The organism is Rhodoferax sp. XS2R6, assembly GCF_056521365.1.
In genome coordinates this window covers 1,327,844-1,352,625 of the sequence record NZ_JBWMAY010000001.1, presented here as the reverse complement: position 1 = coordinate 1,352,625, position 24,782 = coordinate 1,327,844, and the positions used below count along the sequence as shown (strand labels likewise).

Sequence of the window (24,782 nt, the reverse complement as noted above, 5' to 3'; positions counted from 1 at the left end):
GGCATTTTTCTTGGGAGAACCACGATGGATTTGTCTTTGCTGCTTTGGCTGGTTCTGGCCGTCCTGCTGTTTTGGGGCGTAGGTCTGTACAACCGCCTGATGCGCTTGCGGGCGCGTAGCCTCGAAGTGCTCGGGGTGGTGGAGAAACATGCCAGCGCCTGTGTGGTGTTGGTCAAGCAGTACGTAGCGGCCCCTGGTGGTAGTGATGGGCATGCCCCGGTGGGGGCACCGTGGGTCGGTTTGCATGCGGCGGCATGCCGTTTGGAGCAATGGTTGGAGCAGCCCCGTTCCATGCCCCTGCAGCCAGACGCCATCCAGTCCTTGTCTGCCGCATGGGCCGCCATGCATGCTGCTTGGTTGGACGCTTCCGAAGGGCCCACGGATTTGGCAGGCCCCGTCATGCCGCCAGAAATGCAAGAGGCATGGAGTGCTGCCAGCCTCAAGGTGCAAAGTGCCAGTGGTGGCTATAACCAAATTGTCGCCCGCTACAACGAGGCGATTCAACAATACCCGGCCCGCTGGGTCGCCGCTCTGATGGGTTTTCATCCGGCTGGGCCATTTTGATTTATGAACAACCCTTCCAAAGCCCCGCCCCTGTGGCAGCAACTCCAGCAAGTGGCGCGCGTAAGCCAAGCCGTGGTGTCTGGGACTTCAGGCACCTCCGCGCTGGACTCGGTGGATGGTGCACTGCGCGGTGGCGTGCAAGCTTTGTGTTTCCATGTTTGGCGGCATTGGGGGCGTGCCCAGGCCCTGCGCGCGCAGTTGGTTCGCAAGGCGCCGCCACCCATGGTCGATGCCTTGTTGTGCTCTGCGCTGGCCTTGGCCTGGAACACCGAAGATAGCGCCTACGATGCCTTCACGCTTGTGAACCAAGCTGTGGAAGCGGCGAAGCGGCAGCCCGCAACTAAAGCACAGGCCAATTTTGTCAATGCGTGCCTGCGGCGTTTTTTGCGCGAGCGTGAATCGTTGTTGGCGGTGACGGACACTGATCCGGTGGCGGTCTGGAATCATCCGCGGTGGTGGATCGCCCGTGTGCAGAAAGACCACCCGCAGGATTGGGAGCACATTCTGAAAGCTGCCAACCGCCACGCCCCCATGACCTTGCGAGTGAACCCGCGGCGTATCCTGCCAGCCGACTACTTGCCTTTGTTACAAGGCGCGGGTCTGGACGGCCAGCATTGCTCCGCCAACACCATTGAACTTCTCCGGCCCGCGCCCGTGCAGATGATTCCGGGTTTTGCCGACGGCTGGGTGTCTGTGCAAGACGCGGCGGCCCAGGTGGCTGCGCCCTTGTTAGTCGGGGGGTATGTGCCCCCAGGCCCCTTCCGTATTCTCGATGCCTGTGCTGCGCCCGGGGGGAAAACGGGGCATTTGCTGGAGCTTACCGATGCTGAGGTCGTGGCTCTGGAGGTGGACGCACGCCGGGCACAGCGTATCGGCAGCAATGTCCAGCGTCTGGGTCTCAGTCCGACCGTGATTGTGGCGGACGCTGGCGAAGTCAAAACCTGGTGGGATGGTCGCCCATTTGACTTGGTGCTGCTGGACGCGCCGTGTACAGCGTCGGGCATTGTGCGGCGCCACCCCGATATTCGCTGGTTGCGCCGCGAGAGTGATGTGGCGCAACTGGCGGCCACACAACGCCATCTCTTGCAGGCCTTGTGGCCACTCGTGTTGCCCGGCGGGCGCCTGTTGTTTTGCACTTGCTCCCTCTTCCGCGCCGAAGGCGATGAGCAAGTCCAAGCGTTTCTTGCAAACAACACTGATGCCCATTTGCTACCGTCGCCGGGGCATTTGCTGCCTCGTAGCAGCGCCGCACAAGGGGTTGTCGCTGACAATCCTTTGGGTGACCACGACGGCTTTTTCTATGCTCTTTTCGAGAAGCGTGCTGCTTGAACGGGCAATGCGTTGGCTCATGGCCGTCTGTCTGTTGGGATTTTGTCTGCTTGCCAAGGCGCAAAGTGCCGTCGAACTGTCTGCTTTTGAGCTGGAGCGTGGCAGCGATGAGTTGAGCCTCACGGCCCAGCTGCAGTTTGAGTTGTCCAACACCGTTGAAGAGGCCTTGCTCAAAGGCATTCCCATGGTGTTCGTGGCAGAAACCGAGCTCCTGCGCGAGCGGTGGTACTGGTACGACAAGACGGTGGCATTGTCCACACGCCAGTTCCGCCTGGCCTTTCAGCCACTCACACGCCGCTGGCGCCTCAACATCAGCTCTGGCGCAGCCAATGTAACGGGGCAAGGGCTTGCCCTGAACCAGAGTTTTGACACCCTTCAGCAAGCCCTGGCCACCATTAAACGCATTTCACGCTGGCGTGTCGCCGGGACCAGTGAATTGGATCCCGCCTTGCGGTACCGCTTCGAGTTTCGCTTTCGTCTGGATTTGGGACAGCTACCCAGGCCGTTTCAGATTGGCGCCATTGGGCAATCAGAGTGGGATGTTTTTGTGACACGGTCTGAGCTCTTGGCACCAGAGGTCGCGAAATGAAACCTGCAGAGACTCTGGTGGCCAATCCCAGGCCCCAGACCTCGCGTGCGGTCCGGCGAACGGTCGCACTAGGTGCTGCTGCCATGGTGCTGATCGGCCTGTTACTGCTGTACCTGCTGACCCAAGCCACCAACAACCGCGAACTCTACGAACAAAACTACGCACGTTTGTTTGTTGTGAACGTTGTGGTGGCCGCTGTGTTGGGTGTGGCGATTGCCTGGGTGGGTTATCGGCTCATGGCGCGCTTGCGACAAGGGCGTTTTGGCAGCCGCTTGCTGGTCAAGCTGGCCACCATTTTTGCGCTGGTTGGGGTGATGCCGGGTTTGTTGATTTATGTAGTGTCTTACCAGTTCGTGTCCCGCTCCATTGAGACTTGGTTTGACGTGAAAGTCGAAGGCGCGTTAGAGGCGGGCCTGAGTTTGGGCCGCGTGACATTGGAAACATTGTCCAACGACCTGGCTACCAAATCGCGTGCGGCCTCCAGCCAGCTGGTTGAGACCAGTGACGCCGCAACCGGTGAGGTGGCCGAGCGCCTGCTGGACCAGTTGGGCGCTACCGACATCACGGTCTGGACGGGGTCTGGCAAGCTGGTTTCCAGCGTGGGCCAGTCGCGTTTCCAGCTTAGCCCCGACAAGCCCAGCTCCAGCCAGTTCCGCACAGCACGGCAAGAACGCGCGCTGGCCTGGGTGGAGGGGTTGGAAGATGCGGTGCCCGGTGCACTGGCCAATGCGCAGATCAAGGCGCTTGTGCCGGTGTCGAGTTCGGTGTTGGGGCTGTCGGCAGAAACCCGCTACATGCTGGTATCCCGAACCCTGCCTGCTGGCTTGGTGGCCAACGCCATGGCGGTGGAGGCAGCCAACCGCGAATACCAGGAACGCGCCCTGGGCCGTGAGGGGCTCAAGCGTATGTACATCGGCACGCTCACCCTCAGCCTTTTTCTGGCCGTGTTTGGCGCCGTGCTGCTGGCGGTGGTGCTGGGCAACCAGATTGCCAGGCCTTTGCTGCTGCTGACCGAGGGCGTAAGCCAGGTGGCGGCTGGCGACTTGACCCCCAAACTAGCCATGCAAGGGCGTGATGAACTGGGAGGGCTTACCCGTGCTTTTGCTTCCATGACCCAACAGCTGGCAGATGCGCGCCTGTCGGTGGAAGCCAGCATGTCCCAGGTGGACGCCGCCCGCGCAAATTTGCAGACAATTCTGGACAATCTCACCTCGGGGGTGGTGGTGCTGGCGCCTGATGGTGTCATCGTTTCCTCCAACCCCGGTGCCACCCGCATCCTGCAGTTGCCGTTGGCGGCATATGAAGCGCAGCGCCTGGCCGATGTGCCGGGCTTGCAAAGCTTTGGCGATGCGGTGCAGAACCAGTTTGTGCAATACCTGAGCAGTCGTACCGAGCATGGATTGGACCACTGGCAACAGTCCTTTGAGTTGGGGGGCAGCGCCGCGGTCCAAAGTCCTTTTGAGCGTGCCGTAACCCTGGTGGCGCGTGGTGCAGAGTTGCCCGGCGCTCAGCGCCTGCTGGTGTTCGACGATATTTCCGAAATCGTGTCCGCACAACGGGCCCAGGCCTGGGGCGAAGTGGCACGCCGCCTGGCCCACGAAATCAAGAACCCGTTAACTCCCATTCAACTCTCTGCCGAGCGCATGGAGATGAAACTGGCCAGCAAGTTGGAGGGGACCGAACTCGCCATCCTCACCAAGTCGGTCAAAACTATTGTCGACCAGGTCGATGCCATGAAACGCCTGGTCAACGAATTCCGTGACTATGCGCGCCTGCCGTCTGCAGAACTCAAGCCAGTAGATCTGAATGCACTGGTGCATGACGTTCTGCAGCTTTACGAATCCGATGCCAGCAAGGTGGTCTTGCTGGCCGATTTGGATGAAACCTGCCCCCCGGTGCGCGGTGATGCACAGCAGCTGCGCCAGGTGATCCACAACCTGGTGCAGAACGCGCAAGATGCCACCGAGTCTGCCGCCTTGCCCGAAGCGGGTCGCGTCACGATCCGCACCCAGTACCTGGCAGAGGCAGACCGTGTGCGCCTCTCGGTGCAAGACCAGGGCACCGGGTTTCCTGAACACATCCTCAAGCGTGCGTTTGAACCCTATGTCACGACCAAGGCCAAGGGCACGGGCCTGGGGCTGGCGGTCGTCAAAAAAATTGCCGATGAACACGGCACCCGTGTTGACATTACCAACCGCACAGCGGAAGGCAAAGTGACTGGGGCGCAAGTGTCGTTATCATTGGCCGTAGATCACAGCGCACAAGGTTGAGTGCGGACAAGGGCATCAAAGGGACTGCGCTAACAATGGCAAACATACTGGTAGTAGACGACGAGCACGGCATTCGGGACCTGCTGTGGGAAATTCTCAATGACGAAGGCCATACCGTCGAACTTGCCGAGAACGCGGCGCAAGCCCGTGCAGCGCGCCTACGCGAGCGACCAGACCTGGTTCTGCTAGACATCTGGATGCCAGATACGGACGGTGTCACCTTGCTCAAGGAGTGGTCGTCCACCGGTGCCTTGACCATGCCCGTCATCATGATGAGTGGCCACGCCACCATTGATACCGCCGTAGAGGCTACCAAGATCGGTGCGCTGGCGTTTCTGGAAAAACCCGTCACCCTGCAAAAGCTGCTCAAAGCGGTAGAGCAAGGACTGGCGCGCAACAACCTGCGCAAGCCCACGCCGCTGCCCATGGCCAGTTTGCCAAGCGCAGAACCGCTGGCCGCACCCACCGCTGTTATCGTGGCCACGGTGGATGCGGGCCCGGTGTCCGAGCAACGCTTCATGCTGGACAAACCTCTGCGTGAGGCACGCGACGAGTTTGAGAAGGCCTACTTTGAGTACCATCTGGCCAAGGAAAATGGCTCCATGACGCGTGTAGCCGAGAAAACCGGGCTGGAGCGAACCCACCTGTACCGCAAGCTCAAACAATTGGGTGTGGATCTGACCCGTGGCAAACGAAATGGCCCTTAAAGTAATGCTATAATTCAAGGCTCAGGCCCGGTAGCTCAGTCGGTAGAGCAGAGGATTGAAAATCCTTGTGTCGGTGGTTCGATTCCGCCCCAGGCCACCAAACCTAAAAATGGCTTCCAGCAATGGAAGCCATTTTTTTTGCCTACTCGCCAGCGCCGCCCCTATTGCTTAGTCCACACGGGCTCTTGCTGCCAAGATGCCCCGGCGTTAGGCTTGCATCCAGTACGAGCCTTGTTGAGCAGATGGCTAGGCAGATTGGCAAAATAAAACGGGCTGGAGTAACATGCAGCCGACAACACGAGGGGTTCTCATGTTTAGCAGGTTTCGGGGCAAAGGTGATACGCCAGATCCCGCCAGGGATGCGCCGGATTCGCGCGGCCTGGAGGTGAAAGAGGACGACCCCGATACGGCATGGGGCCTGTGGGACAGTGCCCTTGCCGAGCAAGATTCGCGGTTTGTGGATCTGCCCCCCGTTTCCCGGGCCATGCCGCTGGCGCCAGAGCCCAGTGCACGCAGCCAAGCCAAGGCTGCAGAAGCCTTCCCCGACCTCGATCTCCCTACCCAGCCCATGGGCCTGGAGGAAACCAGCCCTGCCCAGCGCATGAAAGCCGCACTGGACATTGTCGAGCTGCATCACCATCGCATCGCCAACACCATCCGCACTCTGTGGGGATACAAGGAATGCAGCGTGTACATCAACAAGCTGATCATGAACGGCGGTGACGGCATGGGCAATGCCCGTATTGGCTTCAACCAGGAAGCCGCCGACGCCATGATGGTGCTGGCGGACTTGCACGATGCCGAATTTGGCCCGGCCGATGGTGGCGGGGGCCTGGGGTTTGCCGACTCTTCCTTCCACGCCGGTTTCAACGGCCACCGCGGCTAAGCCGCGACGCCTGACGCTGCTGCGTTACCAGTCCAGCAGCGTCAGCCCCACGCTCAGCACCGTGCGGCGGCGGTTGTAGTCCATCAACGAATCTCCGTATCCGCTGAACAGCTCGGTGTGAAAGCGCAAGCTGCTGCGGTCGCTGTGGTTACCGGCCGAGCCGATTTTGTGCAGCCAGCCCAGGCGCACCGAACCATTGCCTTCGCCTTTTAGCGAATGGCGCAGCGTGAGCGCCAGGGTGTTGCTGGGGTCTACATTCCAGGCTGCGGCCACCTCAGCGCGGCCCACCATGTCTTCGATGTCCGGGTTGTCGTCGCTGGCGGCATCTTCGGGCAGGCGTTGCCACAGGCTGGCATTGATGGCCACCTTGCTGCCCAGCTCCAGCCCGGCGCGGGCAATCACCCGGTTCCAGCTGCGCGAGAGCGGCAGGCTCTGGCCGTTGCTCTGGTGGTTCAGGCTCACGCCGCCGTAGCGCAGGCGCCAGCCTGAGGGCAGGGCCGATTCCAGCGGGAAGATGTAGGTGAGTTCAGGCTCGTGGTCGGTGGCGCGGAAGGGGCGCGACAGGTCGGCATTGAACAGCTGCCAGTACGACTGCTGGCTGTAGGCAAACCACAGTGAATCCAGCCGGTTCGGGTCGCCCCCCGTCAGCAGGCCCTGGGCCACCTTGGTACGCACCGAGAGCTGGATGCGGGTTTCGGTGGTGGTGTAAGGCTGGTAGCTGGCCGTGTGCCCCGCCGCAGGCGAGCTGGGGGCGGTGTTCACACTGTCCGAACCGATGACCGAGAGGCTGATGGGCCGGTAGCCGCGGATGCCAAAGGTACCGCAGTCGCTCGCGGGCTCCAGCTCCCAAAAGCGCGACAGGGGCGTGGCGGCGGGGTTCTTGCAGCTCACCACCTCCACGGGCACAGGGGTGTTCACGCTAGGGGAAGGCTGTGCCACGGGCTGGTTGCTGGCCATGGCTTCCGTGCCATTTTGGTGAAACCCCAAATCCTGGGCTATGACCCCCGTAGATGCTGCGCAAGCAGCTATAAAAACAAGAGCAAACAGGGGGCGTGGCGTCATTTTTGGGCAGCGGCTTGGGCCGCGTTGGCTTGGGCTTTGGCGGCAAACTCGGCGCGCAGGGCGCGCAGTTTTTCGCGCGGGTCTTCTTTCACGGTGGTCTGGTCCAGGCCCATCTCGGCAATAAAGCGGCTGGGCAGGGCGGCCACCATCTCGCGGCCTTTTTTGCGGCGGCGCGTCCAGCTCACGGCCAGGCTGCGCTGGGCGCGGGTGATGCCCACGTACATCAGGCGGCGCTCTTCCTGCAGGCGGGTGGCCATGTCGTCGTTGGCGGCTTCGTCGGCCATGCTGGAGCCGCCCAAGGTGTCGGCGCCGTCGCCCAGTTTGAAGGGCAACATGCCCTCGGTCACGCCCACCAGCATCACATGCGGCCACTCCAGCCCCTTGGAGGCATGCAGGGTGGACAAGGTGACTACGTCCTGGTCCTTCTCGCGCTCGCTGATGGTGGAGAGCAGGGCGATGGTTTGCGCTACTTCCAGCAGGCTTTTGACCTCGCGGGCGGTGACGCCGGCTGCGTCTTCAATCTGCCCGCCGCAGCGCTGCGCCATCCAGTCGCAAAACTCCAGCACGTTGGTCCACTTGGCGGCGGCGACTTTCTCGCTCTCTTCGCCGTCATACAGGTGTTTTTCGTAGCCAATTTCCTTCAACCACTCGGCCATGAAGGCGGTGGCGGCCTCGGCGCCTTCGGTGTGGCGTGCGCGGAACTCCAGGTCGTTGATGTAGCGGCCAAACTCGTGCAGGCTGCCCAGCGCCTTGGCGCTCAGGGCCGCGGCCAGGGACGAGGAAAACAGCGCCTCAAATAGGCTCAGCTTGTACTGGCTGGCGTACACGCCCAGCGTGCCCAGCGTGGTATGGCCAATGCCGCGTTTGGGCGTGGTCACCGCGCGCAGAAACGCCGGGTCGTCATCGTTGTTGCTCCACAGGCGAAACCAGGCGCACAGGTCGCGGATCTCGGCGCGGTCAAAAAAGCTCTGCCCGCCCGACACCTTGTAGGGGATGCCGGCTTTGCGCAGCGCCTTCTCGAACGGCTTGGCCTGGTGGTTGGCGCGGTACAGCACGGCAAAGTCGCGGAACTCCTTGTACTGCTTGCCCTGCATGTCGGCCAGGCCTTCGGCGCGCAGGCTCTGGATGCGGGCCACGGCGCGTTCGGCCTCGTGTTCTTCGTTGTCGGCGTCCACCACGCGCACCGGCTCGCCTTCGCCCAGTTCGCTGAACAACGTCTTGGGAAACAGCTTGGGGTTGGGGCCAATCACGTTGTTGGCCGCGCGCAGGATGGCGCTGGTGGAGCGGTAGTTCTGCTCCAGCTTGATGACCTTGAGCGTGGGAAAGTCCACGGGCAGCTTTTTCAGGTTGTCCAGCGTGGCGCCGCGCCAGCCGTAGATGGACTGGTCGTCGTCGCCCACCGCGGTGAAGCGTGCTTTCTCACCCACCAGCAACTTCAGCACCTCGTATTGCGTGGCGTTGGTGTCTTGGTACTCGTCCACCAGCACATGGCCCAGCTTGGCCTGCCAGCGTTCGCGCACCTCGGGGTAGTCGCGCAGCAGTTTCAGGGGCAGGCTGATCAAGTCGTCAAAGTCCACGCTTTGGTAGGCCGTCAGCCGCTCTTCGTAACGCCCCATCACCGTGGCGATGATGCGTTCGTTGTCATCCGCCGCCTGCGCCAGGGCTTCGGTGGATGTGAGCCCCGCGCTTTTCCACGCACTGATGATCCATTGCCACTGGCGCGCGGTGGCTGCGTCCACGGTGCCGCCCGCATCCTTGAGGATGCTGGTGACGTCGTCACTGTCCAGAATGCTGAACTGGGGCTTGAGGCCCAGCACTGCACCGTCTTCGCGCAGCATGCGCACGCCCAAAGCGTGGAAGGTGCACACCAGCACGTCCTTGGCGGCGCGGCCAATTAGCGTTTTGGCACGCTCGCGCATTTCGGCGGCGGCCTTGTTGGTGAAGGTGATGGCGGCAATGCGGTTGGCAGGCATGCCCATTTGCATGAGGCGGCCAATTTTGTGGGTGATCACCCGCGTTTTGCCCGAACCGGCCCCGGCCAGCACCAGGCAGGGCCCGTGCAGGTAATTCACCGCCTCTTGCTGGGCGGGGTTCATGCCGTGGTTGGCGCTGGGGGAGGAGGGGGCAGACATGGCAAACGCAAGAAGGGAAAAGGAGTACCGGGTAAGGCGGCCGGAAGGACTCGGATGGGGCCGGCGCGCCATCTTAACGGGTCAGCAAAACCCGTGCCCCGGGTGCCTTGCTTGTCAGCCCGGTGGCAGGCCTGGCGCCCAAACCCCGCCACAATGGAGCCCGTGCTGCACATCCTGACCGTCACCTTCCCCTTCTTTGCCCTGGTGCTGTGCGGCTACCTCGCCGCCCGCCGCGGTATGTTGCCGCTGGCGGCCATTCCAGGGCTCAACGGCTTTGTGCTGTTTTTTGCGTTGCCTTGCATGCTGTACCGCTTTGGCGCCAGCACGCCGATAACCGAGCTGCTGGACGTGCACGTGGCGCTCACCTACCTGGTGTGCGCCCTTGTTATGGTGGGTTTTGTGGTGGCCGTCACGTTGCACGGTCGCATTGGCTGGAACGATGCAGCCTTTGGCGCGCTGGTGGGCGCCTTTCCCAACACCGGTTTCATGGGCGTGCCGCTGCTGGTGGCACTCTTGGGCGCCAAGGCCGCGGGCCCGGCCATCGTCACCATTTTGGTGGACATGGTGTTCACCTCTTCGCTGTGTATTGCGCTCTCGCGTCTGGGACAGAGTACGGCCGCCGGTGGTGTGTCTGCCACCCAGGCCGCCAAAAACGCCCTCAAAGGTGTGGCGGCCAATCCCATGCCCTGGTCTATTCTGTTGGGCGCGCTGGTGTCGGCCCTGCAGATCGAGTTTCCCAAGCCGGTGGTCGCCACGGTGGGCCTGCTGGCCGATGCAGCCTCGCCCGTGGCGCTGTTCACCATTGGCGCAGTGCTGGCCCGCTCCCAAATGCTGGCCAAGGACGACAAGTCGCACGAGGTGCACTGGCAGGAGTACGTGCCCGTAGCACTCATCAAACTGTTTCTGCATCCGCTGCTGGTGCTGCTGGTGGGCGTGTCGGCCGTGAGCCTGGGTGTGCCCATCGACAAGTTTGCCCTCACCGTGCTGGTGCTGCTGGCCGCACTGCCCAGCGCCAGCAATGTGTCGCTCTTGGCCGAGCGGTTTGGCGCCGACAACGGCCGCATCGCTCGTATCATCCTGGTCTCCACCGCGGCGGCATTTTTTACCTTCTCCGGGGCTGTGGCCTTGATGGTGGGGATTTGATTGCTACTGTTTTGGTAGCTGCTTGCGCATATTCCACAAGGGCTGAAGGCCCATTTGGCTTAAAAATGGCGCTGCCCCCAGGTTTGGTGGTGGCTTTGCCTGCCGCTGCACAATAGGCGCATGGACGTACTTTCCCATCTTGTTTCCACCATCACCCGCCTGGCCCTCAAGCTGCTGTTGATCGTCGCCGCCGCCGTGTTTGCCCTGAGCCTGCTGTGTGTGGCGCTGCTCAGCCTGGCGTTTGTGCTGCTCAAGGCCCTGCTCACCGGCCGCAAACCCGCGTTTGTGACCACCTTCCAGCACTTCAACCAAGCCCGCCAGCAGTTCAAACGCGGCGGCTGGGGTACAGGCCCCGCCACCGGTGGCGGGTTTTCGCCAGCGGGTGAGGTGGTGGACGTGGTCGATGTGCAAGCCCACGAGGTGCGGGATGAGCAGGCCTTGCCCTACGGGCCAGGTGCGGACGGGCGTTAGCAGTTTGCTATACAAACAGTAGCTGCTTGCGCATATTCCACGAGGGCTAGAGCCCTAAAAGACTCTAAATCGCCAGCGGGTCCACATCAATCGCCCACCGGATCAGGCCTTTGCATTCGGGCTGGCTGCGCGTGGCGTGCAGCACGTTTTGCCAGCCGTTCAGAAACTGCTGCAGCGCTGCGCGTGAGGGGCTCTCGATGAGCATCTGGGCGCGTTCCACATTGGCGATGCGCTGAATGGTCATGGGCACGGCGGGGTACAGGGTGATCTGGTCCAGCAGCGGGGCCCAGCCGTCCCATTCCAGCATCTCGGTTTGCGCGAAGGTTCTTGCGGCGTTCAAAAACGCTTGCGCAGCTTCCTGCGTTTTGGCGTCGGCGCGTACCAGGGCCTGGGCGCTGAAGGGCGGCATGGCGGCCGGTTCGCGTTCTTTGAGCTGTTGCTCGGCAAAAGCCGGGTAGTCGTGGCGCTTGAGCGCGGCGTACAGCGGGTGGGTGGGCTGGAAGGTCTGTATCCACACCTCGCTCTGCGCACCCAGCGACGCATCGCGCCCGGCGCGGCCTGCCGCCTGCATGAGCAGGCTGAATAGGCGTTCAGGCGCGCGGAAGTCGCTGCTGAACAGCGCGTTGTCGGGGTTCACCGCCGCCACCAGCGTGATGCGGCGGAAGTCGTGGCCCTTGGCAATCATCTGCGTGCCCACCAGCACATCCACATCGCCCGCGTGCACGGCGGCCAGTTGTTCTTCGAGTGCGCCTTTCAGGCGGGTGGAGTCGGCGTCGATGCGGGCAATGCGCAGGTGCTCACCCCTGGGGTTTTGTGGCGTGACCGAGCCGGCGCGCCGCACGTCCACCAGCAGCTCGGCCAGGTGTTCCTCCAGCTGCTCGGTGCCGCGGCCCAGGGGCGCAATGTCCACATTGCCGCAGTCCGGGCAGGCGCGCGGCACCCGTTCGGTAAAGCCGCAGTGGTGGCAGCGCAGCGTGCGGTCGATCTTGTGGAAGACGCGGAAGGCACTGCAGTGCGGGCATTCACTTTTCCAGCCGCAGTCGTCGCAGGCCAGCACCGGGGCGTAACCACGCCGGTTCAAAAACACCATGCACTGCTCGCCGCGCGCCACACGTTCCTTGATGGCGTCGATCAGCGGCAGCGAAAACACCGCCTTGCGCGGCTGGTGGTTCATGTCCACCCGGCGCACCAGCGGCAGCTTGCTGGCTTCGCCCACGCGGCTGGGCATGTGCAGGCGCAGGTAGCGCCCGCCGTCCTCAGAAGGGCGGCTGTGGTGCCAGCTCTCCAGCGACGGTGTGGCCGAGCCGAGGATGACCTGGGCGCCTTCGAGCTTGCCGCGGTACACGGCCAGGTCGCGTGCGGAGTAACGTGCACCCTCGCTGCTTTTGTAGCTGGGGTCGTGCTCCTCGTCCACCACGATGAGGCGCAACTTGGGCAAGCTGGCAAACACCGCCATGCGCGTGCCCAGCACAATACGCGCCGCGCCGCCATGGGCGGCCAGCCAGCTCTTGAGCCGCTGCGGGTTCGTCATGCCGCTGTGCAGGCTGACCACGGCGTGTTCGCCATACAGCGGCGCAAAACGCGCCTTGAAACGTTCTTCCAGCTGGGGCGTGAGGTTGATTTCGGGCACCATGACCAGTGCCTGGGCATCCGGGTCGGCCGCCAGCAGCTTGTGCACGCAGTGCAAATACACCTCGGTTTTGCCGCTGCCGGTGGCGCCAAACAGCAGGAAGGGCCCGGGGTGGCCGTCGATCTGGCTGATGACCGTGGCCTGCTCGGGCGTCAGCACCGGGGCGGCCAGCACGGCGCCGGTCGCGCCTTCCACCGGTTTCTTGCGCTTGAGGCGGCGCGCCATCTGCTCGGGGCTCAGCTCCCGCAGCTGCGGCGGCAGGGCGGCCAGTGCCACTTCGCCGGCCGAACGCTGGTAATAGCTGGCCGTGAATGTAAGCAGTTGTTGCCACTGGGCCGAAAGCGGCGCAATGCCCTCTAGCGCGCCTGCAATCGCGCGCACCTTGCTCGGGTCGAACTCGCCGGTGGCCTCGGCCCCGCCGCTGTTCCACACCACGCCCAGGGTTTCGCGGTTGCCCAGGGGCACACGCACCAGCGTGCCGGCCGGGAGCGGCTGCTCACTTTGGTAGGTCAGCACCGGCCCCAGCGCGGCATGCGCGGGCGTGTTCACCAGCACGGGCAGCCAGCAGCTCATGGGGTGGGCACCGGGCCGAAAGCAGCGGAAGGGAGGTGACGTGGCACTTGGGGTAATTTATTGATGTGAACTGGCGAAATAAAGCCTAAGTGGTTGATTTCAAAGTACTTTACAGTTCGTTCACGTTTTCTGTGGATAACTTTGTTGATATCTATGCCCCGCAGGGGCCGAAGCCTTGTAAATCAAGGGTTTGCTTGCGGTGCCCAGAAAAAAAGCAAACTTCAAACTCCTTATGAATCAAGCACTTACGGGCGCTATTTCTTTGATAGCGGCCATCCCCCATGTGGGGGAAGGGATAACCCTAGGACCCCCATTTTTGTGCATAAGTAAGTTTGGACAACTTCGGTTTGGTGCATGAATCGTGGTAAAGAAATTACCCACGCAGGCGTTTGGAGTGGGAATGAACCGCTTCCACCAGCGCCGCCACATGCTCGGGCGGGGTGTACTGGCTGATGCCATGTCCCAGGTTGAAGATGTGGGTGGGACCGGTTCCGCTGCCTTGGTAAGGCGCGCCAAAACTGTCCAGCACCTTGGCCACTTCGGTTTGGATAGCAGCTGGTGGCGCAAACAGGACGTTGGGGTCGATATTGCCTTGCAGTGCCTTGCCGGGGCCATTTTCTAAACCGCCCACCAGCGCACGCGCCTTGGCCAGGTTCACAGTCCAGTCCAGGCCCAGCACGTCGCAGTCCAGTGCCTTCATGTCCTGCAACCACAGGCCACCGCCTTTGGTGAACACCAGGCGCGGCACCACCTTGCCGTCGGCGCCATGGCGCTTGAGCTGGGCCAACACACGTGCGGTGTAGGCCAGGCTGAACTGCTGGAATGCGCCATCTGCCAGCACGCCGCCCCAGCTGTCAAAAATCATCACGGCCTGGGCGCCCGCATCAATTTGTGCATTCAGGTAGGCCGCCACCGCGTCAGCGTTGATCTGCAGCATCTTGTGCATCAGGTCGGGGCGGCTGTAGAGCATGGTTTTGACCAAGCGGTAGTCGTCGCTGCCCTTGCCCTCGACCATGTAACAGGCCAGCGTCCAGGGGCTGCCGGAAAAACCAATCAGCGGCACGCGGCCTTTGCCGTCCTGGGTGAGCGCCTTGCGGATGCTGCTGACCGCGTCAAACACGTACTGCAGCTTGGCCATGTCGGGCACTTCCAGCTTGGCCACATCGGCTTCGGTCTTGATGGGGCTGGCAAAACGGGGGCCTTCGCCCTGCGCAAAGCTCAGGCCCAGGCCCATGGCGTCGGGCACGGTGAGGATGTCGCTAAACAAAATGGCCGCGTCCAGCGGGTAGCGGTCCAGCGGCTGCAGGGTCACTTCGGTGGCGTAGTCGCGGTTGGTGGCCAGGCCCATGAAGCTGCCGGCTTTGGCGCGCGTCGCCACGTACTCGGGCAGGTAGCGGCCGGCCTGGCGCATCAGCCACACGGGGGTGTGGGGCGTGGCCTGGCGCATGCAGGCTTGCAAAAACGTGGGGTTGTGCAGGGTGTCGAAAGACAGGGAAGCGTTGGTGTCGGTCATAGACCGATTGTCGCAGGCCAGGCCAGGCACTCCCTTGCGCTGGCGCAAGGCCCGGGCGGGCTCAGTCGTGGCGCGCGTGCTCCACCTTCAGGCACTTGTTTTGCACTACCAGCAGGCCGGCGGCGCGGGCCTGGGCCGCTGCCAACTCGTGCGTTATGCCCAGCTGCAGCCAGAGGGCGGGCGCGCCAATAGCCATCGCCTCGTCCACCACGGGCGGCACGTCGTCGCTGTTGCGGAACACGTTGACCAGGTCAATGCGGGTGTGTTGTGCGGCCTCGGTGAGCGTGGGGTAGGCCTTTTCGCCCAGGATCTCGCTGGCATTGGGGTTGATGGGCACGATGCGCCAACCGTGCGCTTGCATGTACTGCGCTACGCCAAAACTGTCGCGGTGGGGCTTGGGCGACAGGCCCACCACGGCCACGGTCAGGGGCTGGGCCACCAGTTGGGCAATGGTCTGGGCTTCGGTCAGGGGGGCGTTCATGGGGGTGTCTTAAAGGGTGGCAATAGCGCGGCGCAGCTCGCCGGGCGTCAGGATTTCGGACATCACCACCGGGGCCTTGCCAGGCGCGTACAGCACATACACCGGCACGCCGCTGCGGCCCAGCGCCTGCAGCGCCTGGGTGATGGCGGGGTCGCGCCGGGTCCAGTCGGCGCGCAGCAGCGTGACCTGCTTGGCGGCCAGGTCGGCCTGCACCTCGGCGTTGGCCAGCGTGGTTTTCTTGTTCACCTGGCAGGTGATGCACCAGGCCGCGGTGAAGTCCACAAACACCGGCTTGCCCTGCGCCAGCGCGGCCTGCACGCTGCCCGGCGCCCAAGGCTGCCAGCCGTCGGCGCTGGCCGTGGAGGCGCTGGTTTCTACCGTGGCATCCGCAAAACCCAAGAGATATGGGCCGCTAGCCCAAGTAAACAGTGCGCAAGCAGCTATCGAAATGGTAGCAAGCAGGGTGCGCGTGCGGCCTTGCAGGTTCAGCGACCAGACCACCATACACACGCCCAGAATCAGCAACAACAGGCTGCCCGCGCCGTCCACCCCACTCAAATGCCCCAGCACCCACACCAACCACACCACCGTGGCCGCCATCGGGAAGGCCAACAAGTGGCGCAGCGTGTCCATCCACGCGCCGGGCTTGGGCAGCCAGCGGCCCACCGCAGGCACCCAACTGGCCAGCAGATAGGGCAGCGCCAGGCCCAGGCCCAGCGCCGCAAAAATGGCCAGTGCCTGCGCGCCTGGCAGCGTGATGGCGTAGCCCAGCGACGCGCCCATGAACGGCGCGGTGCAGGGCGAGGCCACCGCCACCGCCAGCACGCCAGACAAGAAGGCCTCGGCCACCGGGTGGCGCAGTTGCAGCGTGGCCAGGCGCTGCGGCAGCACGCTGCCCACGTTGAGCCAACCGGCCAGGTTCAGCGCAATCAGTGTGAACAGCAGCGCCAGCGCCACGATCACGCCGGGCGTCTGCAACTGAAAGCCCCAACCCAGCTGCTCACCGCCCGCGCGCAGCGCCAGCAGCAGGCCGCCCAGCGCCAGAAACGACAGCACCACGCCGGCCGTGTACGCCAGGCCCTGTGCGCGTTGGGCAGAGCGTGACTGGCCACTCTGCGTGGCAAAGCCCAGCACCTTGATCGCCAGCACCGGGAACACGCAGGGCATGAGGTTGAGGATCAACCCGCCCAGCAGCGCCGTGGCCAGAACCCACAGCAGGCTGCCGGGCACGGCAGGGGCGCTGGTCTGGGCTTGTTGTGCGTTGGCCGCCAATGCGGCCTGCAGCGCGGCGGGCACTTCGGCGCGGGCGGTGGTGGCGGGCCACGCGCCTTGTACGGCGGCCTCGGCACGCAGGCGCTCGTTGCCCAACACCAGCACCCAGGCCACAGTGCTGGGGCTGGTGTAACGCTGGGCCGAGTGCGGCACCTGGGCGGTCCACACGCCGTCTTGCCAGCCTTGGGTGCCTGCTTGGTCCGCGGCACTGGACTTCACCCCATCACCCTCCCCGGGCAGGGCGGGGGTGTGCAGCAGCTCGTGGGTTTCGGGGAAGGCGTTGATGGCCTTGCCGCGCCAGCTGACTGGCAAGCCGCTCACGCGCAGCGCCACGCCGGTGTTGGACACCGTGGCCTGCACCGTGCCGGCAAACGGCTTGGGGGCGGCGGCCCAGGCCGCCTCAAAACTGGCCCGGTGCAGCGCGGTGGAGCCACGCAGCGGCAGGCGCAGCGCAAATTCCCCCTCTTGCGGAATGCACTCCTGGCGGCACACCAGCCAGCTGGCGGATAGGCGCACCTCCAGGTCCTGCGCCAAGCCGCTGGGGCGGAAGTCGGGCGCAATCGTCAGCGGCACAGGCAGCAGCACCGTGCCTTCAAAGCCCAGGTTGGCCAGGCTGCCAATAGCAATCTTGTGCGGCGTGGGCCAAGCAATGTCGCCTGCCGTCACGCCCGCAGGCAGAGTCCAGGTCAGCGTGGTGGGCAGGCCGGAGTCGCCGGGGTTTTTCCAGTAGGTGTGCCACTGGGGTTGGTGCTGCAGTTGCAGGCCCAGCCATACCTGGGCGCCCGGCGCCACGCCCTGGGGCGCGTAGGCCAACAGCTCGGCGCGCACCTGTTCGGTCTGTACCACCGCCGTGGCAACCCCGGTTTTTGTGTCAAATTGGGCTCTAGAGCCCGTGGATATTGCGCAAGCAGCTATTAAAAAGAGAGCGATTCTGGCGCGCCAAAGGGCGGGGCGAAGGGATCGGAAAGAAAACAAGGTCATTGCGGGGTGGGAGCTGCGGCGAGCCCAATAGTTCCGGGGGCGTTCAAGCGGGTGGGGTGGTGGCGGTAAATACAGTAGGCAACTTGCGGGGCGCATGGATGCGCAGCTGCTTGTTCACATTTCCCTGGCCAAACACCACCGTGATGTCGGACACAGCCACGCCAAACAAGGGTGCTAAAAAGCGCACCATGTGGTCGGTGGCTTTGCCGTTCTGCGGCGCTGCGGTCACGCTCACCTTGAGTTGGGTGCCTTTGGGTTTGCCAATGGCGTCTTTGCTGGCGGCGGGTTTGCCCAGGATGTTGACGACCAGGGTGTCCCCCTCCCAGGCAAAAAAGGAGTCGCCGGTGGCATTGCGGGGGCGCGGGGCAGACATGCGCGCATCATAGTGGGCGCCTTGCGCATGCCTTTTGCTTGACCGGGGCCAAGGTGGGCGTTGATACTTTGCCCAGAGCACCATAGCTTTCATCACCAGGGAGTGAGCAGTTTTGCCCCAGCCAGCCGGTTTTGCAGCGCGTTTCCCCGTCCTGTCCTTGCGCCAGACGCTGATGCTGGGCGTGGCGCTGGGCATTTTGTTGCCGGCGCTGTTTCTGGCGTATTTCCAGGTCACTGCCAAGCTCAAGACCGAGGTGGCCCTGCGGGTGGAGGCGCCCATGCGCCAGTACGCCGAGGTGCTGTCGCGCGGCATGGCGGTGGCGGTGTGGAACCTGGACCGCGGTGTGGCCAGCGAACTGGTGGACGCGGTGATGCGCAACCCCGATGTGGTGAGCGTGACCGTGACCGACGAGTTTCAGGATGTGTTTGTGCGCAAGCACAACGATGCCTTGCCGCCAGGCACCACGCTGAGCGACCAGCGCGACATCATTTACAACGGCACCCGGGTGGGCCGCCTGACGGTGGAGATGACCTCTCAGCGTATTGAGCGCGAGATGCGCCAGGACCTGCTGCGTTTTGGCCTAGCGCTGGTGTTGCAAATGGCGCTGGCCTTTTTGGTGATCTGGCCGCTGTTCAACCGCCGCGTGCTCAAACCCCTGCTGGAGCTGCGTGAAGACGCTCGCCGCCTAGCGCGCGGCGAGCTGGCGTTACCGCTGTCACCCCAGCGCAAGGACGAGATGGGCGAGCTGGCCCACGCGCTGGACACCATGCGCACCGACTTGGCCGCCCTGATGGCCGAGCGCGAGCAAAAAACCCAGGCCCTGCAGCTGGAGCTGGCCGAACGCGAGCGCACCGAAGAGGCGCTGCGTGTGAGCCAAACCAAGTTCAAGGCGATTTTTGACGCCTCACCCGTGTCCATGTCGGTGTCGCGTGTGGGCACTGACGATATCCAGACCATGGATGTGAACAGCGCCTGGGTGCGCGTGTTCGGGCTGGACCGGGAGGTGGCCATTGGCTCCAATGGTGCGCGCACCGGCATCTGGAAAGACGTGGCTCAGCGCGAAGAGGGCAACCGCATCCTGCAAGAACGCGGCGAGCTGACGGGCTACCGCGCCTGGATGCTGCACGGCGTGACCCGGGCCGAGATGTTGTGCGAGTTGTCGGGCCGCATGGTGGTGTTGGGCGGGGAGCGTGTGCTCATCATGGCGTTTGACGACATTACCGCCAAACACCGCTACGAAGAAAACATCCTGCAGCTCAACGCCACGCTGGAACACCGTGTGCAAGAGCGCACCCAGGAGCTGTCTGCCACGCTGGCCCAGCTCACCGCGGCCCAGGGCGAGCTGGTGCGGGCCGAAAAAATGTCGGCCCTGGGTTCGCTGGTGGCCGGCATTGCGCACGAGCTCAACACGCCCATTGGCAACAGCCTGACCGTGGCCAGCACCTTGCAAGACCACGCCAACAGCTTTGCCAATGGCATGGCCCAGGGCCTCACGCGCAGCCGGCTGGAGGAGTTTGTGGGCAACACCCGGCAGGGGGCCGGCATTCTGATGCGCGGCTTGCAACACGCCGCCGAGCTGGTGTCCAGCTTCAAGCAGGTGGCGGTGGACCAGACCAGCCTGAACCGCCGCAGCTTCGACCTGCAGGCCACGGTCAGTGAGATCCTGCTCACCCTGGGGCCCACCATCCGCAAATCCAACCACCAGGTGGACTGCGACATTGCCGAGGGCATCGTGATGGACAGCTACCCCGGCCCGCTGGGCCAGGTGCTGACCAACCTGATCAACAACGCGCTGCTGCACGCCTTTGAGGGCATGGAGCGCGGCACGGTGCAGGTCAGCGCCGCCCTGACCAACGACGGTGCGGTGCGCCTGCTGGTCAGCGACAACGGGGCCGGTATTCCGCAGGCGCACCTGGCCCGCGTGTTTGACCCCTTTTTCACCACCAAACTGGGCCAGGGCGGCAGCGGCCTGGGCCTCAACATCGTCTACAACCTGGTCACCAAATCCCTGGGGGGCACCGTGCATGTGGCCAGCAGCCCCGGCCAGGGTGCCACCTTCAGCATGGCGTTGCCGCGCAGCGCCCCGGTGGTGGCGTTTGACCAGCCCGAGCCCGAAGCCCTGGCGCGTTAGCCTGGCCTAAGATAGGCGCATGCAAAACCCTTCCCGTTTTTGGGCCGACTGGAGCACGCGCGACTTTGGGCAGTGCCAGACCGATGGCCGCCTGAGCTCCACCATCGCCGTGTTGCCCGTGGCTGCCACTGAGCAACATGGCCCGCACCTGCCGCTGCGGGTGGACACTGCCCTGGTGGACGGCGTAGTAGCCGCCACCGTGCCCCACATTCCGGCGGACGTGCCCGCCCTGTTTTTGCCCACCCAGGCGGTGGGTTTCAGCCCCGAACATGCGCGTTTTCCGGGCACGCTGACGCTGAAGGCCGAAACTGTCATTCGCCTGTGGACCGAGCTGGGCGAAAGTGTGGCCACTACGGGTGTGAAGAAACTGGTGCTGCTCAATTCGCATGGCGGTCAGGTCGGCCTGCTGGACGTGGTGGCGCGTGACCTGCGCGCGCGGCTCGGCATGTTGGTCTACAGCGTGAACTGGTTTGGCCTGCCGCTGACGGGCCCGGCCGGGGAAGACGTGAATGTGCTGTTCAGCGCGCACGAGCACCGCTTTGGCATCCACGCGGGTGAGATTGAAACTTCGATGATGCTGGCACTGGCGCCCGAGCAGGTAGCCATGGCCCAGGCGCAAAACTTTGCGTCCACCTCCGAAGACCGCGCTAAAAATTTTGCCATTCTGGGTAATGGCAAAAGCGCCAAGCTGGGCTGGCAGATGCAGGACTACAACGCAGCCGGTGCCGTGGGCAATGCTGCGGCCGCTACGGCCGAGAAAGGCCGTGCCGTGCTGGACGCCGCAGGCCGCGCGCTGGCGCAAACGCTAGCCGAGATCCACCAGCTGCCGGCCGACACGCTGCGCAACTAAGCCTTACTTCGGCGCGTCCAGCACCAGCCGCATGCCCACCAGGGTGTAGCGGGTCTGGGGTGAATTCCAGTTGCGGTAGCTGGAGCGCGCGTACAGCGACCAGGTGTGCCACGAGCCACCGCGGCGCACATACACATGGCCCTCGCTGGGCCCCTGCGGGTCTTTGGCGGGGGAGTGTGCGTAGTAGTCCTCGCCATATAAATCGTTGGTCCACTCCCAGGCGTTGCCGTGCATGTCATACAGGCCAAAGGCATTGGGCCGGAAGCGGGCCACCGGGGCGGTGAAGGTAAAACCGTCGTCCCCCGACAGGGCGTTGGCTGCGAACTTGGGCCACAGCGGTTTGGCGCTCGCGTCAAAGGTGTTGGCCACTTGCAGCAGCGCGCGTGGGTCGTCACCACTGTGGTAACGCGTGCGGGTGCCAGCACGGGCTGCGTACTCCCATTCGGCCTCGGTGGGCAGGCGGTAGTGGCGGCCTTCCTGCTGGCTCAGCCACCGGGCCAGGGCCTGTGCGTCGTTCCAGGTGATGTTGACCACCGGGTGCTTGTCGTCCTGTGCAAAGCCGGGGTTGCGCCAGCTGTAGCGCGGGTCGCGACCTTCAAAGGCATCGCCGCGCACACTTTTTTCAGGGTCGTAGTCGGCGTTGTAACCGTAGCCGCCGGTGCCGTCCGCCTCGGACTCCGGCACGTAGCTGGAGGCCTGCACAAAACGCCGGAATTGCCCCACGGTCACCTCGGTCTGTCCCACGTAAAACGCACGGCTGATGCGCACCCGGTGCACCGGGGCTTCGTCCTTCAGGGCCTCCAGGCGCTCGCGCTCGGCCAGCGGGTAGGCCTTCTGCAGGCGGGCCAGCGGCTCGTCGCTGCCCATGTGGAAGGTGCCTGCGGGAATACGCACCAGCGTCATGCCCAGGCTGTTGGTGAGTTTGCGGGGCTGGGCCGGCGCTGTGGCTCCAGTCGCAGGCAAGGCCAGACAGGCCAGCAGGGCGCACAGCAGGGTGGTACCGGGGGCGGGGGAAGGGGGCATGGGACGCAACATGCGGCCCATTGTGGCAGCGCCGCAGCCCTCAGGCCCCGAGGGCATCCACCAGGGCCGGGGTCAGGTCGTGCAGCGTGCTGATGTGTGCATGCGCCAGCGCTTGGGTGGCAGCGTCCAGTGGAAACTCCGGGCAGGGCGCGGCAATGGCCCACATGCCCGCAGCGCGCAGGGCCCGCAGACCGCTGGGTGCGTCTTCAATGCCCGCGGCATGCTCACCCGTGGTGCCCAGGCGCTGCAGGCTGCGCAGGTAAATCTCGGGGTGGGGCTTGCCGTGCTGCACATCGTCGCCACACAAGATGCTCTGGAAATATGGGCCAAAGCCGGTGCTGGCCATCGCGCACTCCACCAACACGCGTGGCGAACCCGAGGCCAGCGCCACCGGGTAACGCGCGGCCAGGGCTTGCAGCGCCGCCGCGGCACCAGGGCGTTGCGGCAGGTCCTGGGCAAACGCCAGCAGCACACGCTGCACGATCTCCTGTGCCAGCTCGGCTGCACTCAGGTGCGTGATCTGCAGGCGCAGGCGCATGCGGGCGGACCAGTCGGGGGTGCTGCGGCCCAGCAGGTCCATCTGGTCGGCCTCAGTCCACTGCTGGCCGCGCTCGGCGGCGTAGTCCGCGCGCACGCGGCGCCAGATGACCTCGGAGTCAATCAACACGCCATCCATGTCAAACACCACAGCGCGCACCGGTCCCCGCATGGCTTAGGCGCGGCCGTGGGACACGCGGGACTGGCGGGCCAGCGAATCCACGATGACCGCAATCGCCAGCACAGCGCCCGTGATCATGTAACGCAGCGAGGATGACAGATCCAGCAAGGTCAGGCCGCTGGAGATGGACTGGATCACGATGATGCCCAGCAGCGCGGAGTAGGCACTGCCCCGCCCGCCAAACAGGCTGGTGCCACCAATCACCGCGGCGGCAATGGCGTTGAGGTTCACGTCGCCCGTGCCGGCCTGCTGGCTGGCCGATGCCAGGCGGGCCGAAGCCAGCACACCGCCAAAGGCTGCCAGTACCGCGCACAACACAAAGGCGCTGGAGTACACGGCCCGCACGTTGATGCCAGCGCGGCGTGCTGCTTCGCGGTTACCGCCCACGGCGTGGACCATGCGGCCCCATTGGGTGCGGGTGAGCAGGTAGTTCAGGCCGACCACCAAACCAATGAAGATGCCAAACAGCCAGGGAATGCCGCGGTCCTGGTAGAAGTAGAGCGCAATCAGCTCCAGCACCACCGTGGGGGTGACGGTGCGAAACAGCAGATGCCCCAGGGACTCGCCCGACAACCCGGCGGCACGGCGGCGTGCGGCAGTGCGGTAACCCGTCACAAACATCACGATGCCGGCGAGCAGCACCACGCTGTAGGCAAAAGCTGCCGGCATGAAAAGCGACTGACCCAGGTTCACCAGCGGCGAGCCGTACGGCAGGTTGATGGAGCCGGTGCCGCCCAGGATGTACAGCTGCGCACCCAGAATGGCCAGCAGGCCGGCCAGGGTGGACACAAAACTGGGCATGCCAAAACGGTTGAACAGCTGCGCGTAGAGCAAACCAATCACGGCGCCGGTGGCCACCGCCGCGGCGATGGCCAGGCCCACAGGCCAGCCCTGGTTGACCCAGAGCACGCCCACGATGGCGGAGGCAAAACCGCTGACCGAGCCGACCGACAGGTCGATCTCGCCCACCATCAAGATGCACACAATGCCCAGGGCGATCACACCGATGGTGGACGCATCGAACAACATGTTGATCAGGTTGGTGCTGGACAGGAAGATGGGGTTGATGCTCTGGAACACCGTCCAGATGATGGCCAGGCCCACGATGACGGGCAGCGAGCCGAGGTCGCCGGAGCGCACGCGGTCAATGAAGGTGCGGATGGCGCCGCCAATGCCGCTGTCGACCTGGTAACGCTCGTCGCTGCGGTCCAGCAGCGCGCTGGCGGGGGCGGTGGAGGGAGTTGGGGTGGTCATGCTTGTGCGTGCTCGGTCGGGGTGGATTGGGATTGGCGGCGGTGGGAGCGGCGGGACACCGAGTTGTCAGAGGCACCGGTGATGGCACTGACCAGCTCCTGGTTGGAGGCGTCGGGGGCGAAGACACCGTTGTTCTTGCCCAGGCGCAGCACCACAATGCGGTCGGCCACGGCGCGTACGTCTTCCATGTTGTGGCTGATCATGACGACGCCCAGACCCTTGTCGCGCACACGTTCAATCAGGTCCAACACCTCGGCAGTTTGGGCCACGCCCAGCGCGGCCGTAGGTTCGTCCAGCAAGATGAGCTTGGGCTCCATCAGCAGCGAGCGGGCAATGGCCACCGTCTGGCGCTGGCCGCCCGAGAGCGACGCCACGGGAATGCGCACGCTGGGGATGCGGGCCGAGAGCTCGTTAAGCAGTTTCCAGGCCTTGACCTCCATGCTCACATCGTCCAGTTGCAGGGGGTTGAGTTCTTTGCCCAGAAAAATATTGGCCACCACGTCCAGGTTCTCGCACAGGGCCAGGTCCTGGAATACGGTGGCGATACCCAGCGCCAAAGAGGCACCGGGATCGGCCAGGCTGACAGGCTGCCCACAAAAGGTCATGGTGCCCGCGGTGGGCTGGTGCACCCCGGACAGGATCTTGACCAAGGTGGACTTGCCCGCACCGTTGTCGCCAACCAAGGCAACGACCTCTCCCGCATGGACGTCGAGATCGATATCGGTCAGCGCTGCCACAGCGCCGAAGCGCTTGGAGACTCCACGAAGACTAAGGACAAGTTCGCGCGCGGGAGTGGGTTGTTGCAATGGTTGTGCGGTCATGGTGTTTGT

General features: G+C 64.1%; 21 protein-coding genes and 1 tRNA gene. 11 read left to right on the top strand and 11 right to left on the bottom strand.

Annotated features, from left to right (window positions below; all coding sequences use genetic code 11):
* The first annotated feature begins 24 nt into the window (after positions 1 to 24).
* The 7 genes from AC097A_RS06445 to AC097A_RS06415 all read left to right on the top strand — a co-directional run bounded on the left by AC097A_RS06445 (position 25) and on the right by AC097A_RS06415 (position 6,345).
* On the top strand, positions 25 to 564 hold the full coding sequence (locus AC097A_RS06445) for a hypothetical protein (RefSeq protein ID WP_479620174.1): 540 nt from the start codon (positions 25 to 27) through the stop codon (positions 562 to 564).
* A gap of 3 nt (positions 565 to 567) precedes the next feature.
* On the top strand, positions 568 to 1,893 hold the full coding sequence (gene rsmB / locus AC097A_RS06440) for a 16S rRNA (cytosine(967)-C(5))-methyltransferase RsmB (RefSeq protein ID WP_479620173.1): 1,326 nt from the start codon (positions 568 to 570) through the stop codon (positions 1,891 to 1,893).
* A complete protein-coding gene (locus AC097A_RS06435; protein ID WP_479620172.1) occupies positions 1,844 to 2,482 on the top strand; it encodes a DUF4390 domain-containing protein in 639 nt (212 codons plus the stop codon). Before rsmB ends, AC097A_RS06435 begins: the two co-directional genes overlap by 50 nt.
* A complete protein-coding gene (locus AC097A_RS06430) occupies positions 2,479 to 4,752 on the top strand; it encodes a sensor histidine kinase (protein WP_105261484.1) in 2,274 nt (757 codons plus the stop codon). Before AC097A_RS06435 ends, AC097A_RS06430 begins: the two co-directional genes overlap by 4 nt.
* Before the next feature lie 35 nt (positions 4,753 to 4,787).
* Positions 4,788 to 5,459 (top strand): response regulator, encoded by a 672-nt coding sequence (locus AC097A_RS06425; RefSeq protein WP_105261483.1) that lies wholly within the window; start codon positions 4,788 to 4,790, stop codon positions 5,457 to 5,459.
* Positions 5,460 to 5,483: 24 nt separating this feature from the next.
* Positions 5,484 to 5,559 (top strand) — tRNA-Phe (locus AC097A_RS06420).
* A gap of 210 nt (positions 5,560 to 5,769) precedes the next feature.
* A complete protein-coding gene (locus AC097A_RS06415) occupies positions 5,770 to 6,345 on the top strand; it encodes a hypothetical protein (protein ID WP_146097344.1) in 576 nt (191 codons plus the stop codon).
* A 24-nt stretch (positions 6,346 to 6,369) separates the two neighbouring features.
* Here AC097A_RS06415 and AC097A_RS06410 read toward each other — a convergent pair whose 3' ends face one another.
* Positions 6,370 to 7,302, bottom strand: coding sequence for a phospholipase A (locus tag AC097A_RS06410; protein WP_479620171.1), 933 nt, complete (start codon positions 7,300 to 7,302; stop codon positions 6,370 to 6,372).
* A 101-nt stretch (positions 7,303 to 7,403) separates the two neighbouring features.
* The gene (locus AC097A_RS06405) at positions 7,404 to 9,539 is read right to left on the bottom strand and encodes an ATP-dependent helicase (protein ID WP_315849450.1); all 2,136 of its coding nucleotides are present in this window, start codon (positions 9,537 to 9,539) and stop codon (positions 7,404 to 7,406) included.
* A 162-nt stretch (positions 9,540 to 9,701) separates the two neighbouring features.
* Here AC097A_RS06405 and AC097A_RS06400 point away from each other — a divergent pair, with 162 nt between their 5' ends.
* Together AC097A_RS06400 and AC097A_RS06395 are read left to right on the top strand one after the other, a co-directional pair.
* Complete coding sequence (locus tag AC097A_RS06400; RefSeq protein ID WP_479620208.1) at positions 9,702 to 10,682, top strand: AEC family transporter; 981 nt, start codon at positions 9,702 to 9,704, stop codon at positions 10,680 to 10,682.
* A 120-nt stretch (positions 10,683 to 10,802) separates the two neighbouring features.
* Positions 10,803 to 11,153 carry a hypothetical protein gene (locus tag AC097A_RS06395; RefSeq protein ID WP_479620170.1) on the top strand — a complete coding sequence of 117 codons (351 nt, stop codon included), beginning with the start codon at positions 10,803 to 10,805 and terminating at the stop codon, positions 11,151 to 11,153.
* A 64-nt stretch (positions 11,154 to 11,217) separates the two neighbouring features.
* On the opposite strand, the gene priA is transcribed toward AC097A_RS06395, so the two are convergent.
* The 5 genes from priA to AC097A_RS06370 form a co-directional block, all read right to left on the bottom strand.
* The gene (gene priA / locus AC097A_RS06390; protein ID WP_479620169.1) at positions 11,218 to 13,356 is read right to left on the bottom strand and encodes a replication restart helicase PriA; all 2,139 of its coding nucleotides are present in this window, start codon (positions 13,354 to 13,356) and stop codon (positions 11,218 to 11,220) included.
* Between the two features lie 373 nt (positions 13,357 to 13,729).
* The gene (gene hemE, locus AC097A_RS06385) at positions 13,730 to 14,848 is read right to left on the bottom strand and encodes a uroporphyrinogen decarboxylase (RefSeq protein ID WP_479620207.1); all 1,119 of its coding nucleotides are present in this window, start codon (positions 14,846 to 14,848) and stop codon (positions 13,730 to 13,732) included.
* Positions 14,849 to 14,930: 82 nt separating this feature from the next.
* Positions 14,931 to 15,350 (bottom strand): CoA-binding protein, encoded by a 420-nt coding sequence (locus AC097A_RS06380; RefSeq protein WP_479620168.1) that lies wholly within the window; start codon positions 15,348 to 15,350, stop codon positions 14,931 to 14,933.
* Between the two features lie 9 nt (positions 15,351 to 15,359).
* Positions 15,360 to 17,603: a protein-disulfide reductase DsbD family protein gene (locus AC097A_RS06375; protein WP_479620167.1), complete on the bottom strand. Its 2,244-nt coding sequence runs from the start codon at positions 17,601 to 17,603 to the stop codon at positions 15,360 to 15,362.
* 43 nt (positions 17,604 to 17,646) lie between these two features.
* The gene (locus AC097A_RS06370; protein WP_479620166.1) at positions 17,647 to 17,976 is read right to left on the bottom strand and encodes a DUF167 domain-containing protein; all 330 of its coding nucleotides are present in this window, start codon (positions 17,974 to 17,976) and stop codon (positions 17,647 to 17,649) included.
* Between the two features lie 112 nt (positions 17,977 to 18,088).
* Here AC097A_RS06370 and AC097A_RS06365 point away from each other — a divergent pair, with 112 nt between their 5' ends.
* Entirely contained in the window at positions 18,089 to 20,107 is a 2,019-nt protein-coding gene (locus tag AC097A_RS06365; protein ID WP_479620165.1) for an ATP-binding protein, read from the top strand.
* A gap of 19 nt (positions 20,108 to 20,126) precedes the next feature.
* The gene (locus AC097A_RS06360; RefSeq protein ID WP_479620164.1) at positions 20,127 to 20,957 is read left to right on the top strand and encodes a creatininase family protein; all 831 of its coding nucleotides are present in this window, start codon (positions 20,127 to 20,129) and stop codon (positions 20,955 to 20,957) included.
* Between the two features lie 3 nt (positions 20,958 to 20,960).
* On the opposite strand, the gene AC097A_RS06355 is transcribed toward AC097A_RS06360, so the two are convergent.
* The 4 genes from AC097A_RS06355 to AC097A_RS06340 are packed head-to-tail and all read right to left on the bottom strand — an operon-like array spanning position 20,961 to position 24,773.
* Positions 20,961 to 21,980 carry a formylglycine-generating enzyme family protein gene (locus AC097A_RS06355; protein ID WP_479620163.1) on the bottom strand — a complete coding sequence of 340 codons (1,020 nt, stop codon included), beginning with the start codon at positions 21,978 to 21,980 and terminating at the stop codon, positions 20,961 to 20,963.
* A 40-nt stretch (positions 21,981 to 22,020) separates the two neighbouring features.
* Positions 22,021 to 22,689 (bottom strand): HAD family hydrolase, encoded by a 669-nt coding sequence (locus AC097A_RS06350; RefSeq protein WP_479620162.1) that lies wholly within the window; start codon positions 22,687 to 22,689, stop codon positions 22,021 to 22,023.
* Positions 22,690 to 22,692: 3 nt separating this feature from the next.
* The gene (locus tag AC097A_RS06345; RefSeq protein WP_479620161.1) at positions 22,693 to 23,952 is read right to left on the bottom strand and encodes a sugar ABC transporter permease; all 1,260 of its coding nucleotides are present in this window, start codon (positions 23,950 to 23,952) and stop codon (positions 22,693 to 22,695) included.
* Positions 23,949 to 24,773 carry an ATP-binding cassette domain-containing protein gene (locus AC097A_RS06340; RefSeq protein ID WP_479620160.1) on the bottom strand — a complete coding sequence of 275 codons (825 nt, stop codon included), beginning with the start codon at positions 24,771 to 24,773 and terminating at the stop codon, positions 23,949 to 23,951. The genes AC097A_RS06345 and AC097A_RS06340 overlap by 4 nt, the downstream gene beginning before the upstream one ends.
* Between the last annotated feature and the right edge of the window lie 9 nt (positions 24,774 to 24,782).